Origin of the sequence: Variovorax sp. RO1 (genome assembly GCF_002849325.1) — a bacterium.
Classification (GTDB): domain Bacteria; phylum Pseudomonadota; class Gammaproteobacteria; order Burkholderiales; family Burkholderiaceae_C; genus Variovorax.
In genome coordinates, this window is record NZ_PKMT01000007.1 from 49886 (window position 1) to 62284 (window position 12399).

12 protein-coding genes are annotated in these 12399 nt (G+C 67.8%); 4 read left to right on the top strand and 8 right to left on the bottom strand.

The window, feature by feature from the left end:
- The first annotated feature begins 24 nt into the window (after nucleotides 1–24).
- Nucleotides 25–816, top strand: coding sequence for an SDR family oxidoreductase (locus tag CY658_RS27110; protein WP_101493148.1), 792 nt, complete (start codon nucleotides 25–27; stop codon nucleotides 814–816).
- Nucleotides 817–835: 19 nt separating this feature from the next.
- Here the strand turns inward: CY658_RS27110 and CY658_RS27115 are convergent, their stop codons facing one another.
- Nucleotides 836–1747 (bottom strand): DMT family transporter, encoded by a 912-nt coding sequence (locus tag CY658_RS27115; protein ID WP_101493149.1) that lies wholly within the window; start codon nucleotides 1745–1747, stop codon nucleotides 836–838.
- 119 nt (nucleotides 1748–1866) lie between these two features.
- Here CY658_RS27115 and CY658_RS27120 point away from each other — a divergent pair, with 119 nt between their 5' ends.
- Together CY658_RS27120 and CY658_RS27125 are read left to right on the top strand one after the other, a co-directional pair.
- Nucleotides 1867–2853, top strand: coding sequence for a quinone oxidoreductase family protein (locus CY658_RS27120; protein WP_101493150.1), 987 nt, complete (start codon nucleotides 1867–1869; stop codon nucleotides 2851–2853).
- Between the two features lie 109 nt (nucleotides 2854–2962).
- Nucleotides 2963–3391: a response regulator gene (locus tag CY658_RS27125; RefSeq protein WP_101493151.1), complete on the top strand. Its 429-nt coding sequence runs from the start codon at nucleotides 2963–2965 to the stop codon at nucleotides 3389–3391.
- Here the strand turns inward: CY658_RS27125 and CY658_RS27130 are convergent.
- Nucleotides 3345–4277 (bottom strand): LysR family transcriptional regulator, encoded by a 933-nt coding sequence (locus tag CY658_RS27130; RefSeq protein WP_101493152.1) that lies wholly within the window; start codon nucleotides 4275–4277, stop codon nucleotides 3345–3347. The two genes, CY658_RS27125 and CY658_RS27130, sit on opposite strands and share 47 nt — an antisense overlap.
- A 70-nt stretch (nucleotides 4278–4347) precedes the next feature.
- On the opposite strand from CY658_RS27130, the gene CY658_RS27135 reads away from it, so the two are divergent.
- On the top strand, nucleotides 4348–5355 hold the full coding sequence (locus CY658_RS27135; RefSeq protein ID WP_101493332.1) for a bile acid:sodium symporter family protein: 1008 nt from the start codon (nucleotides 4348–4350) through the stop codon (nucleotides 5353–5355).
- A gap of 709 nt (nucleotides 5356–6064) precedes the next feature.
- On the opposite strand, the gene CY658_RS27155 is transcribed toward CY658_RS27135, so the two are convergent.
- The 6 genes from CY658_RS27155 to CY658_RS27180 form a co-directional block, all read right to left on the bottom strand.
- Complete coding sequence (locus CY658_RS27155) at nucleotides 6065–7726, bottom strand: Na/Pi cotransporter family protein (protein WP_101493154.1); 1662 nt, start codon at nucleotides 7724–7726, stop codon at nucleotides 6065–6067.
- A gap of 73 nt (nucleotides 7727–7799) precedes the next feature.
- Entirely contained in the window at nucleotides 7800–8660 is an 861-nt protein-coding gene (locus tag CY658_RS27160; RefSeq protein WP_101493155.1) for a phosphodiesterase, read from the bottom strand.
- A complete protein-coding gene (locus tag CY658_RS27165; protein WP_101493156.1) occupies nucleotides 8657–9730 on the bottom strand; it encodes an ABC transporter ATP-binding protein in 1074 nt (357 codons plus the stop codon). Before CY658_RS27165 ends, CY658_RS27160 begins: the two co-directional genes overlap by 4 nt.
- The gene (locus CY658_RS27170; protein ID WP_099797419.1) at nucleotides 9720–10520 is read right to left on the bottom strand and encodes an ABC transporter permease; all 801 of its coding nucleotides are present in this window, start codon (nucleotides 10518–10520) and stop codon (nucleotides 9720–9722) included. Before CY658_RS27170 ends, CY658_RS27165 begins: the two co-directional genes overlap by 11 nt.
- Complete coding sequence (locus CY658_RS27175; RefSeq protein ID WP_101493157.1) at nucleotides 10520–11353, bottom strand: ABC transporter permease; 834 nt, start codon at nucleotides 11351–11353, stop codon at nucleotides 10520–10522. Before CY658_RS27175 ends, CY658_RS27170 begins: the two co-directional genes overlap by 1 nt.
- 16 nt (nucleotides 11354–11369) lie before the next feature.
- Nucleotides 11370–12383 carry an ABC transporter substrate-binding protein gene (locus tag CY658_RS27180; RefSeq protein ID WP_101493158.1) on the bottom strand — a complete coding sequence of 338 codons (1014 nt, stop codon included), beginning with the start codon at nucleotides 12381–12383 and terminating at the stop codon, nucleotides 11370–11372.
- Nucleotides 12384–12399 lie beyond the last annotated feature (16 nt).

The window sequence follows — 12399 nt, forward strand, 5'->3', positions numbered from 1 at the left end:
CGATCGATCGACTGGAGCAAACACATGGATCTGGGCATTGCAGGCAAGACCGCGCTGGTGTGCGGCGCGAGCAAGGGGTTGGGCTACGGCTGCGCCGAGGCGCTGGTGCGCGAAGGCGTCAACGTGGTGATCGTGGCGCGCGGCGCCGAGGCGCTCGATGCTGCAGCCAAGCAGCTGGTGGCAGCGGCCGGCCCGTCGGGTCCGTTCGTCAAGCAGATGGCGGCCGACATCACCACCGAAGCCGGCCGCGCGGCCGTGTTCGCGCTGGGCCACGACTTCGACATCGTCGTCACCAACGCCGGCGGCCCGCCGCCCGGCGACTTCCGCAACTGGGACCGCGAGGCGTGGATCAAGGCGGTCGACGCCAACATGCTCACGCCCATCGAGCTCATCAAGGCCACGGTGGACGGCATGGCGAAACGCGGCTTCGGTCGCATCGTCAACATCACGTCGAGCTCGGTGAAGTCGCCGATCGACATCCTGGGCTTGTCGAACGGCGCGCGCAGCGGCCTCACGGGCTTCGTGGCCGGCGTGGCGCGCACCTCGGTGGCGGCGCAGGGCGTGACCATCAACAACCTGCTGCCGGGCTCCTTCGAGACCGACCGCCTCAAGGGCACGATGGCTGGCGCCGCGCAGAAGTCGGGCCAGGATTTCGACACCGTGTGGGAAGCGCGCAAGAAGAACATTCCGGCCAAGCGCTTCGGCAACCCGGCGGAGTTCGGCGCGATCTGCGCGTTCCTCTGCAGCATGCAGGCCGGCTACATGACCGGGCAAAACGTGCTGGCCGACGGCGGCGCGTACCCGGGCACTTACTGACCGACGCAGCGGCGCGCGTTCAGCGCCGCGACGACACCACGATCCCGCCGACGATCAGCACGAACGCGGCGCCGTGGTACCAGTGCGGCGCCTCACCGAGGAAGGCCGCCGACAGCACGGCCGCGAACAGCGGTGTGAGGTTCATGAAGATGCTCGCTGCCTGCGGCCCCGCGCGTTGCACGCCGGTGCCCCAGCAGCGGTAGGCCAGCACGGCGGGGCCGATGCCGATGAACAGCATCGCCGCAATGAGCGGCCAGCCCAGGTCGATGTGGGCGTCGGTCAGCGTCCATTCGCCGGCGGCCAGCGCGCCCGACCATGCGAGGCCGAACACCAGTTGCGCCATGAGGAAGGCGGCCCAGTCGTTGCGCACATCGCCGGGTTCGTGCGTGCGCGCCAGCAGCCAGCTGTAGAAGGCCCAGGTGATGGTGCCCACGATCATGTACAGGTCGCCCGGCACCAGCCGCAGCGCCAGCAGCTGCTGCCATTCGCCGCGGCTGAGCACCAGCAGCACGCCGAGCATCGACAGCAGCGCGCCACCCACCGTGCGCCGGCTGGCACGCGCGCCGAAGCACAGCGTGCCCACGGCCAGCATCCACAGCGGCAGGCTCGAGCCCACCAGCGTGACGTTGATCGGCGTGGAGGTCTGCAGCGCCAGGTATTGAAAAGCGTTGTACAGGCCGATGCCCAGCAGGCCCAGCAGCGCGTAACGCTTCCAGTGCGCCCACAGCGGGCTGCTCCGTCGCAGCACCCACGCTGCCAATGGCAGCAGCAGCACGAACGCGATCACCCAGCGCACGAAGTTCAGCGTCAGCGGCGACACCAGCGCGCGCACCAGACGGCCGACCACCGCATTGCCGGCCCACAGCAGCGGCGGCACGGTGAGCAGAAGGGCGGTGAGGGGCGTGAGGCGGGGGTGCGATGCGGAAGACATGGCCGCCGACTCTACCGGGCCGCACGATCTCCGCGCAGTGCCCATGGCCCGTCGCGAAAAGGCCAAACGTGGCACGATGCCCGTCCCATTCTTTTTTCCCCTGCGTGGAGACAGCAACGATGTTGAGCAAAGCCGTCCGTATCGACCGCCATGGCGGTCCCGAGGAACTGAAGGTCGTCGAGGTCGAGGTGGGCGAGCCCGGCCCCGGTGAGATCCGCATCCGCCACAAGGCCGTGGGCCTGAACTTCATCGACACCTACCAGCGCACCGGCCTGTACCCGTTCCAGATGCCGCTGCAACTGGGCATGGAAGCTTCGGGCATCGTCGAGGCGGTGGGCGAGGGCGTGACGCACCTGAAGGCCGGCGACCGCGCCGCCTACGCGAGCCAGCCGCCCGGCGCGTATTGCGAGCTGCGCGTGATGCCCGCCAAGTGCGTGTGCAAGCTGCCCGACGACATCTCCTTCGAGACCGGCGCGGCCATGATGCTCAAGGGCCTCACCGCGCAGTACCTGCTGAAGAAGACGCTGCCCGCCGAAGGCCTGCAGCCCGGCGACTTCGTGCTGTTCCATGCGGCGGCCGGCGGTGTCGGCCTCATCGCCTGCCAGTGGGCCAAGGCGCTCGGCCTGCAGCTCATCGGTACGGCCGGCAGCGACGCCAAGTGCAAGCTCGCGCTGGCGCACGGCGCGGCGCACGCCATCAACTACAGCACCGAGAACTTCGCGGCGCGCGTGAAGGAGATCACCGGCGGCAAGGGCGTGAAGGTGGTGTACGACTCGGTCGGCAAGGACACCTTCGAAGGCTCCGTCGACAGCCTGCGCCCCTTCGGCCTGCTGGCGATCTTCGGCAACGGCTCGGGCCCGGTGCCGCCGATCAACCTCGGGCTGCTGGCCTCGAAGGGCTCGCTCTACGTGACGCGTCCGACGCTGTTCACGCACATCGCCACGCGCGAGAGCACGCAGGCCATGGCCGACGACCTGTTCGCGGTGGTGCGAAGCGGCGCGGTGAAGATCCCGATCGACCAGCGCTACGCCCTGGCCGACGTGCAGCAGGCGCACCGCGACCTCGAGGCGCGCAAGACCACGGGCTGCACGATCCTCACGCTCTGAACCAGCGCAGAGGCCGGCGGGTGATGTCCTACGCGCGGTGGGGTGTCACACCTTCGACTTGTGGCGGGCGCAATTTGTAGCCTCATTCGTCCCCTCCGCAGAGCCCGCCATGACCACCGTCCGCGCCTTCATCGTCGAAGACAACCCCGCCCTCCGCGCGAGCCTGGCGGGCACATTGCGCGAGATGGCGCGCATCGATCCGGTCGGCCAGGCCGAGTCGGAAGCCGAGGGCACGCGCTGGCTCACGCACAACCCGGCGCTGTGGGACCTGGCCATCGTCGATCTGTTCCTGGGCGACGGCACCGGCTACAGCGTGCTCGAGGCCTGCCGCAACCGCGACCCGAAACAGAAGATCGTGGTGCTGAGCAACCACGCCACGCCCGAGACGCGCCGCAAGTGCGCGCAGCTCGGCGCCGACGCGGTGTTCGACAAGGCCACCGAGGTCGAGGACCTGATCGACTATTGCGTGCGCCAGCGGCAGGAGCGCTTTTTCAGCGCGCCTTCGTCGTTGGTGAAGCCGCCGATGGCGCCTCACTGAGCGCGGCCGTCTCGCGCACCATGCGCCAGACCCGCTGCGCCAGCGGCGACAGCTCGCGGTTGCGGCGCCGGATCAGCATGATCGCGCGCTGCACGTTCGGCACCAGCGGACGCACCACCAGACTCGCCAGCCCCTCGGGCGGCAGCGACAGCCCTGGCATCACGCTGATGCCGATGCCGGCCTCGACCATGCGGAACACGGTGGTCGCATGGCCCAGCTGCTGCTTCACGTCGCAGCGCGCGCCGTGCCGCTCCAGCGCCAGGTCGATGAGGCGCCGGCTGCCCGAGGCGTGATCGAGCAGCACCAGCGGCTGGCCGTCGAGCGCCGACCAGTTCACCGAGGCCTTTTTTTGCGTCAGCCGGTGGCCGGGCAGCGTGACCACCATGAAGGGGTCGGCGAGGATCGATTCGCAGTGCAGGTCGTCGGCTTCGGAGGGCTCGATCACCACGCCGAAATCGACCTCGCCGCTGCGCACGCTGTCCAGCACGTCCTGCTGGATGCGGTCGAGCAGCAGAAACTGGATGCCCGGCGCCTGCACCGCGCAGGCCGCGATGCAGTCGGGCATGAGGTTGGCCGACAGCGTGGGGCTGCTCGCCACGCGCACCTTGCCGCCGCGCGCGCTGGCCAGGCCCGCCACGTCCTGCAGCGTCTGGTCGAGTTCGTCGAGCACGCGGTCGAGCCGGGCCGCGAACGACTGGCCGGCCTCGGTCAGCACCACCTCGCGCGTGGTGCGGTCGAGCAGCTTGAGGCCGAGCTGGGCTTCGAGTTCCGAGATCGACCGGCTCACCGCCGGCTGGCTCAGGCCCACCTGGTCGCCGGCGCGGCTGAAGTTGCGGCCCTCGGCCACCGAGCGGAAGACGCGGAGTTGGCGCAGCGTGACGTTCATGCGCTCAAATCATATATCCATCCGATAAATCCATTTCTCTTTTGAATGGGCGAAAGGTCCAATGCAGGCCATGGCACGTTCACGCTTTCTTCCTGACAACTTCACGCTCACGCTCGTCGCGGTCGTCACCCTGGCCAGCCTGCTGCCCGCAAGCGGCCGCGTGGCGCATTTCTTCGAAGGCCTGACCACGGTCGCGATCGGGTTGCTGTTCTTTCTGCACGGCGCCAAGCTGTCGCGCGAGGCGATCCTTGCGGGCATCACGCATTGGCGGCTGCACCTGCTGGTGTTCGCCTGCACGTTCATCCTGTTCCCGTTGCTGGGGCTCGCGCTGCGGCCCGTGCTGGGGCCGCTGGTGACGCCGCAGCTGTACACGGGCGTGCTGTTCCTGTGCGTGCTGCCTGCGACGGTGCAGTCGGCGATTGCGTTCACGGCGATGGCGCGGGGGAACATGCCGGCTGCGATCTGCAGCGCTTCGGCCTCGACGCTGCTGGGCGTGTTCATCACGCCGGTGCTGGTGAGCCTGGTGGTGTTGCCTGAAGGCGGCGCGGTGGCGTCGTCTTCGTCGCTCGATGCGATCGGGCGGATTCTGTTGCAGCTGTTGGTGCCGTTCGTGATCGGGCACCTGTCGCGTCCGTTGATCGGGAAGTGGATTCAGAAGCGGGCTGCGGTGCTGAAGTTTGTGGACCAGGGGTCGATTCTTTTGGTGGTCTATACGGCGTTCAGCGCGGCTGTGATCGAAGGGCTTTGGAAGCAGATTCCTGTGAGTGCGTTGTTGGGGCTGCTGTTGGTTTGTGGGGTGTTGCTGGCGTTGGCGCTGGGGCTCACGACGTTCATGGCGCGGCGCTTTGGCTTCAACATCGAAGACGAGATCACCATCGTCTTTTGCGGCTCTAAGAAGAGCCTGGCGAGTGGGATTCCGATGGCGAAGGTGCTGTTTGCTTCGCACGCTGTGGGGGCCATCGTTTTGCCGTTGATGCTGTTTCACCAGATGCAGCTGATGGTGTGTGCGGTGCTGGCTCAGCGGTATGCGCGGCGGGCTGCTGTCGCTGCTGCTGCTGGGTTGAGAGCTGCTGAGTAGTTTTTTTCCGAGGCCGGGACTCGCCCCGGCGGGCGACTTACTTTCTTTTGCTTCGCCAAAAGAAAGTAAGCAAAGAAAAGGCGACCCCACTGTCTGCGACCCTCCGCTTCGCTGCGGGCAACCTGCGGTGCTCGCGTTTCGCGGGGTCTCGCAGAACTCGCTTCGCTCAAACAGCTGCGAGCCCTGATCCGCAAAACGCTGCGCTCCTCGGCGCAGCCAGAGGGGCTTCGATACCGGGCGGGCCATCGCTTCGCTCGGCCCGGGAACTTCCAACAGCCGGATGCAACGGCTTTGCTCGTGCTCGTGCTCGTGCTCGTGCTCGTGCTCGTGCTCGTGCATGTGCAGGTGACAGCGATAACGCCCATGTCGAGGCCATCAATCGCCCCTACCAACCCCCGCCGCAGCAGGCGCGAAGCGCCTGCTGCGGCCCACTGGCCGAGCGCAGCGATGGCCCGTGAGGTATCCCAACCCCTTCTGTATGCGCCGAGGAGCGCAGCGTTTCGCGGATCAGGGCTCGCAGCTGTTTGAGCGCAACGCAGTGGAGCGAGTTCTGCGAGACCCCGCGAAACGTGAGCACCGCAGGTTGCCCGCAGCGAAGCGGAGGGACGCAGACAGCAGGGTCGCCTTTCTTTTGCCTACGTTTCTTTGGCGAAGCAAAGAAAAGTAGGTCGCCCGCCGGGGCGAGACCCGGCCTCGGGAGAAAAAACGATCAGCCCTCGATCTTCCCAAGCCGAGACTCACGAAGCCGGCTAGGTGCCAACGCCCCAGCCGATTCAAGAATCGGATAAGCAATCGAGCAGATGTGCGAATTGATCCGCTTCAAATCGCTGATCAAGTCGATGTGCAGCGAACTCGTCTCGATGCTGAGAGTGGTCCGATCCGACAACCGGTCCAGGTGAGTCGTTGCATAAGCCCGCTCCAGATCACGAAACCGCGCCTTCTCTTCCAGAAGCTTCTGCGCATCCCGCACATTCCCATTCAAGAACACACTCATGCTCAACCGCAGATTGGCAATCAACCGCCCATGCAGCTCCACAATCTCCGCCATCCCCGCGGCCGAAAAATTGCGCTGCGGCTTGATCTTCTTGTCCTCGATATCGATGATCACCCGCTCGATGATGTCCCCGATCTGCTCCATGTTGATCGTGAAGCTGATGATGTCCGTCCAGCGCCGGCTTTCCTCTTCGCCCAGCGCCTCGCGCGAGATGCGCGTCATGTAGTACTTGATCGCCGAGTACAGCTCGTCCACCGTGTCGTCGAGTTGCCGCAGCTCCTGCGCCAGCCGCAGGTCGTTGTTGCGGATCACGTCGAGCGTGCCGATGAGCATGGTCTCCACGATGTCGGCCTGGTGCAGCGCCTCGCGCGCGGCATTCGAAATGGCGAGCGAGGGTGTCGATAGCGCCGAGGGGTCGAGGTGGTGCGGCCGGCTGGTGCCCACGGGCTGTGGCGGCACGGGCAGCATGCGCGTCACCAGCTTGGCGACCCATTGCGTGAGGCCGATGAAACCGATGCTGATCACGACGTTGAACGCCAGGTGGAACAGCACCACGCCGTGCGTCTGGTTGGGCAGCTGGGGCTGCACGTAGCGAATCCACAGGCCGACGAACGGCGTGACCAGCGCCACGCCGAGTGCCTTGAACAGCAGGTTGCCGACGGTCACCTGCCGCACCGACACCGCCGATTTGGCCGTGGTCAACACCGCGAGCAGGCCGCTGCCGAGGTTGGCGCCGAGCACGAGGCCGAGCGCGACGTCCAGCGGCACCACGTTCGACGTCGCCATGGCCGCCACCAGCAGCACCACTGCCAGGCTCGAATACGCCACGATCGCCAGCGCGGCGCCGAGGGTGATCTCCAGCAGCACGTCGCTGGTGATGGACGCGAGCAGCGCGCGCACAGCCGGCGATGAGAAGAGGGGCTCGGTGGCCGCGACCACCAGCTGCAGCGCCAGCAGCATCAGCCCCAGCCCGATCAGCACCCGCCCGACGCGGCCGGCCACAGTGGCCGAACGCGTGATGAACAGCACCACCCCCACGAAGATGAACATCGGCGAGAGCCATGAGAGGTCGGCCGAGAAGAGCACCGAGATCAGCGCCGTGCCCACGTCGGCGCCGCGCATCACCGCCAGCGCGGCCGGTAGCGTGACCAGCCCCTGCCCGACGAAGGACGAGGTCATGAGCGACGTGGCCGTGCTCGACTGCACGAGCGCCGTGACGCCGATGCCCGAGAGCGCCGCCGTGAAGCGGTTGCGCATGCTCTGCACGAGGATCTTGCGCAGGTTGGCGCCGAAGACGCGCAGCACGCCGGTGCGCACGAGGTGCGTGCCCCAGACCAGCAGGGCGACGGCGGCAAGCAGATTCAGAAGGTGCTTCATGGAGGGCGGGGTCTGACCTTTCTCTTGTTTTCGTTTTGGTTCGTTTCAGCCCCATTTTCCACAAGTGGACGCTTCAGTCGATCAGGGCTCCGTTGTCGTGGAAAGGATAAGGGCCTTCGAAGCTGCCGGAGGCCGCCAGGTGGGTGACGAGCCGGCGCCCGGCCGGCGACCAGGCATGCACGCGGAACGAGGGCGGCTCCAGCGTCCAGGCCGAGGCGGCGTCGGGCGCCAGGTCGAGGCAGACCTGGTGGGCCTGCGCCGGCGAGGTCGAGGCGATGGTGCCGCCGAAGCGCACGTCGATGGCGCGGTGCAGGTGGCCACAGATCACGCGCTCGACGTTCGTGTAGCGGCGCAGCAGGGCTTCGAGCGCGTCGGCGCCCTCGAGCAGGCCGATCTCGTCCATGTGGCCGATCAGCGTCTCGAAGGGCGGGTGGTGCATGGCGACCACCACGGGCTCGTGGCGGCAGGCGTCGAGCTGGGCTTCGAGCCAGGCCAGGCGTTTGTCGCACAGCGTGCCGTGGCTGGCGCCGGGCACGCAGGTGTCGAGCGTGAGCAGCCGCAGGTCGCCGACGCGCACCGAATACTGGACAAAGCCGTGCGTGTCGGCGCCCGTGCCCAGGTAGGCGTGGCCGGGGAAGCTGCGGCGCAGCTGGTCGCGGTCGTCGTGGTTGCCGGGCAGCAGGTAGACGGGCATCGCCAGCGGGGCGAGCAGGGCGGCCAGGTGTTCGTACTCGGCGGCGCGGCCGAAGTCGGTGAGGTCGCCGGTGATCACCACGGCGTCGGGCGGCTGGCGCAACGCGAGCACCGACTGCACGGCACGCGCGAGGTACGGCGCCGTGTCGATGCGGCCATAGGCCAGCCGACCGGGCTCGCGGATGTGCAGGTCGGTCAGCTGGACCAGGAAGGTGTTGGGGTTCGCGGTTGTCGTGGTCATGCGCTGGTTTCCTGCGAGGTCATCAGGCGGTCGGCGGGGATGCGCAGGCCCACCGCGTCGCCCGGCCCGAAGGGGTTGTCGCGCCCCACGTCGGCCACCAGCACGGGCTGGTCCTGCACGCGCAGGTGCAGCTGCACGCGGTCGCCGAGGAAGGTGCGGCGTTCGACCATGGCGCGGCCCCAGCCGGGCGTGTCGTCGGGCGGGGGCGCGCCGATCTCGATGTCTTCGGGTCGCACCAGCAGCGTCGCATGCTGCTGCCAGGGCGCGGGGCAGGGCAGGTACGACCCTCCGAGTCGGACAACGCCCTGCGCGATGGCGTCGGCGGCGCGCTCCAGCCGATTGACCCGGCCCAGGAACTCGGCCACGAAGGGGTGCGCGGGCGCGCGGTACAGGTCTTCGCCGCGGCCGACCTGCACGATGCGCCCGGCGCGCATCACCGCGAGCCGGTCGGCGATGGCCAGCGCTTCCTGCTGGTCGTGCGTGACGTGGATGGCCGTGATGTGCAGGCGGCGCAACAGCTCGGCCAGTTCGTCGCGCAGCGATTCCTTGAGCTTGGCGTCGAGCGCGGCCAGTGGCTCGTCGAGCAACAGCACGCGCGGGCGCACGGCCACGGCGCGCGCCAGGGCCACGCGCTGGCGCTGACCGCCCGAGAGTTCGGCGGGACGCTTGTTCTCCAGGCCGCCCAGGCGCACGAGGTCGACCAGCTCGCCGACGGCGCGTTTCTCTTCCGCGGGCGACACGCCGCGGATGCGCAGGCCATAGCCGATGTTGGCTGCCACGGTCATCTGCGGAAAGAGCGCGTAGCTCTGGAACACCATGCCCACGCCGCGGTGCTCGACCGGGCGCTGCGTGACGTCCTGGTCGCCGAAGACGATGCGGCTGCCGTTGTCGGGCGCCTCGAGCCCGGCGATGAGGCGCAGCAGCGTGGTCTTGCCGCAGCCGGAGGGGCCGAGCAGCGCGAGCACCTCGCCGGCCTCGACCTTGAGGCTCGTGGGTCGCAGGCCGCGCGTGCCGTCGGCATAGGTCTTCGCGCAGTTCGAAATGTCGACGGGGATGCGTTCAAGTTCCATGGCGTTTCTGCATCAGGTTGGCGAGATATTGAAGGCCCCACAGCACGGGAAGGATCACGGCGAAGAAGACCAGCGTGTAGGCCGATCCGATCTCGATGCGCATCGAGGCGTAGCTGTCGGCCAGGCCCACGGGCAGCGTGCGCGTGAGCGGCGTGTGCAGCATCCAGGTGAGGTTGAACTCGCCCACCGAGAGCGTGAACACCATCAGGCTGCCGGCCACGATGGCGGGGAACACAGCAGGCACCAGGATGCCCATGAAGCGCTGGCGGAAGTTCGCGCCCAGCGAGCGTGCGGCCTCTTCGAGCGCGAGCAGGTCGTCGCGCTGGAAGGCGGAGCTCACGGTGCGCACCATGAAGGGCAGCGTGAAGACGATGTGGCCCACGAGGATGAAGGCGAAGCTGGTGCGGAAAGCCGTGAGCTGGCCGTAGGCGAGGATGAGCGCGAGCGCCGTCGCCAGCCCCGGCACCGCGACCGGCAAGGTCAGCAGCTCTTCGAAGATGCGCGCCGCACGCGAGCGGCTGCGTGCCAGCGCATAGGCGCAGGGCACGCCGAGCAGCACGGTGCACACGACGCAGGCCACGGCCAGCGCGAGCGACCAGCCGACGGTGCCGCCGTAGTTCTCCCACACCTCGCCGAGCCAGCGCAGCGTGAGGCCGCTCTTGAGGCCCACGCTGTAGTTGTTGACGAGGCCGGCCATCACCGACAGCAGCATCGGCGCGATCATGAAGAGGCTCACGATCACCGTGATGGCGAGCAGGAACGGGGCGCGGGGTTGTGAAGGTGTCTTCATCATCGGGCGACCGGGTTGGCGCCGAAGCGGCGTGCCACGAAGAGCACCAGCCAGGTCACGACGCCCAGCGAGATCGACAGCGACGCGGCGAGCGCGAAGTTGGCGTAGTTGGTGAACTCGTTGTAGATGGTGATCGGGATCACCTCGAACTTGCTGGCCAGCGTGAAGGCCGTGCCGAAGGCGCCCATCGAGGTGGCGAACAGGATGGCGCCGCAGGCCAGCGTGGTGGGCGCGAGCTCGGGCATCCACACGTCGCGCGCCACGCGCAGCTTCGAGGCACCGAGCGAACGCGCCGCTTCTTCGAGCTGCGTGTTCATCGACTCGGCCGCCGCGGCATAGGTGGCAATGGCGCGCGGCAGCGAGAAATACAGGTACGCCAGGAACAGCCCGAGCAGCCCGTAGGCGAAGGTGATGCGCTCGCCGATCAGCGTGTCGCTCAGATCGGCCACCACGCCCTGGCGCCCGCCGAGCAGGATCACGAAGAAACCGATGATCACGCCCGGGAACGACAGCGGCAGCGTGAGCAGCGACAGCAGCATGCGCTTGCCGGGAAAGGCATGGCGCGCGAGGTAGATACCCACGGCCGCGCCCAGCACCAGCGTGGCCAGCGTCACCGCCACCGACAGCGCGACGGTGTTGGCCATGCTTTGCAGGTAGCGCGCATCGGTCAGCACCGCGAAGTAGGTGGCGGCGCCCTTGTCGGCCGGCAGCGCCAGCAGGCGCACCACCGGCAGCAGCCAGAAGGCCGCGAAGAAGACGGCCGCCGGCGCGACGCAGGCCAGCAATCGCCAGCGCGGGTTCCAGGCGTTGGAGGATGTGGAGCTGCGTGTCATCGCGCGCGGCGCCGGGTCAGCGCACTTCCTTCAGGTACTGGTCGGAGAAGGCGCGCTGCGCTTCGGCCATGCGGGCGTAGTCGACGGTTTTTGCACGCGCGTAGTCGCTCGCGGGCAGGAACTGCGCTTCGATCTCCTTGGGCATGGCGCTCGCGCGCACCGGGCGCAGGTAGGCCTTGGCCCAGATCGCCTGGCCTTCGTCGGACAGCGTGAAGTCGAGCACCTTCTTCGCGTCGGCTGCGTGCGGCGCCTTGGCGACCAGGCTCATCACGTAGGGCACGGCCAGCGTGCCTTCGCTGGGAATGACGAAGGCGACGTTGGCCTTGTCCTTGTACTTGGCGCGGTAGGCGTTGAAGTCGTAGTCGAGCAGGATCGCGATCTCGCCCGACAGCACGCGCGCGTACGAGGTCTGCTTGGGCACGATGGGCTCGTTCTTCTGCAGCGCCTTGAAGTAGTCGATGCCCGGCTTGAAGTTGTCGAGCGTGCCGCCGCGCGCCTGGTTCACGGCCACGGCGCCCACGTAGCCCACGAAGGCCGAGGCGGGGTCGAGATAACCGATGAGGCCCTTGTATTCGGGCTTGAGCAGGTCGGCCCACGACTTCGGCACCGGCTTGCCCTTGAGCGCGTCGACGTTGACCATGAAGCCGAGCGTGCCCGAGTGGATGGTGAACCAGTTGCCTGCGGGGTCCTTCAGGCCGTCGGGAATGTCTTTCCACGCAGCCGGCTTGTAGGGCTCGATCACGCCGTCTTTCGCGGCCTGCACCGCGAAGGTCACGCCGAGGTAGGTGACATCGGCGACGGGGCTGGCCTTTTCGGCGACCAGCTGTGCGAGCGATTGGCCCGAGTTCTTGTTGTCGGCCGGCACGGTGATGCCCGTCTTGGCCTTGATGGCCTTGAGCTGGGTGCCCCAGTCGGCCCATTCGGTCGGGCAGTTGTAGCAAATGGCGGTCTGGGCCATGGCGCCGCTGGCGGCGACGAGGGCGGCGGCCAGCACGCCGAGGCGGGCGAGTCGGTGGAAGCGTAGGGACATGGAAGAACTCCTGGGA

Bases quoted from the DNA above. Each gene is read 5' to 3' on its own strand.
- CY658_RS27110 (WP_101493148.1), top strand. From the start codon at position 25: ATGGATCTGGGCATTGCAGGCAAGACCGCGCTGGTGTGCGGCGCGAGC.
- CY658_RS27115 (WP_101493149.1), bottom strand. From the start codon at position 1,747: ATGTCTTCCGCATCGCACCCCCGCCTCACGCCCCTCACCGCCCTTCTG.
- CY658_RS27120 (WP_101493150.1), top strand. From the start codon at position 1,867: ATGTTGAGCAAAGCCGTCCGTATCGACCGCCATGGCGGTCCCGAGGAA.
- CY658_RS27125 (WP_101493151.1), top strand. From the start codon at position 2,963: ATGACCACCGTCCGCGCCTTCATCGTCGAAGACAACCCCGCCCTCCGC.
- CY658_RS27130 (WP_101493152.1), bottom strand. From the start codon at position 4,277: ATGAACGTCACGCTGCGCCAACTCCGCGTCTTCCGCTCGGTGGCCGAG.
- CY658_RS27135 (WP_101493332.1), top strand. From the start codon at position 4,348: ATGGCACGTTCACGCTTTCTTCCTGACAACTTCACGCTCACGCTCGTC.
- CY658_RS27155 (WP_101493154.1), bottom strand. From the start codon at position 7,726: ATGAAGCACCTTCTGAATCTGCTTGCCGCCGTCGCCCTGCTGGTCTGG.
- CY658_RS27160 (WP_101493155.1), bottom strand. From the start codon at position 8,660: ATGACCACGACAACCGCGAACCCCAACACCTTCCTGGTCCAGCTGACC.
- CY658_RS27165 (WP_101493156.1), bottom strand. From the start codon at position 9,730: ATGGAACTTGAACGCATCCCCGTCGACATTTCGAACTGCGCGAAGACC.
- CY658_RS27170 (WP_099797419.1), bottom strand. From the start codon at position 10,520: ATGAAGACACCTTCACAACCCCGCGCCCCGTTCCTGCTCGCCATCACG.
- CY658_RS27175 (WP_101493157.1), bottom strand. From the start codon at position 11,353: ATGACACGCAGCTCCACATCCTCCAACGCCTGGAACCCGCGCTGGCGA.
- CY658_RS27180 (WP_101493158.1), bottom strand. From the start codon at position 12,383: ATGTCCCTACGCTTCCACCGACTCGCCCGCCTCGGCGTGCTGGCCGCC.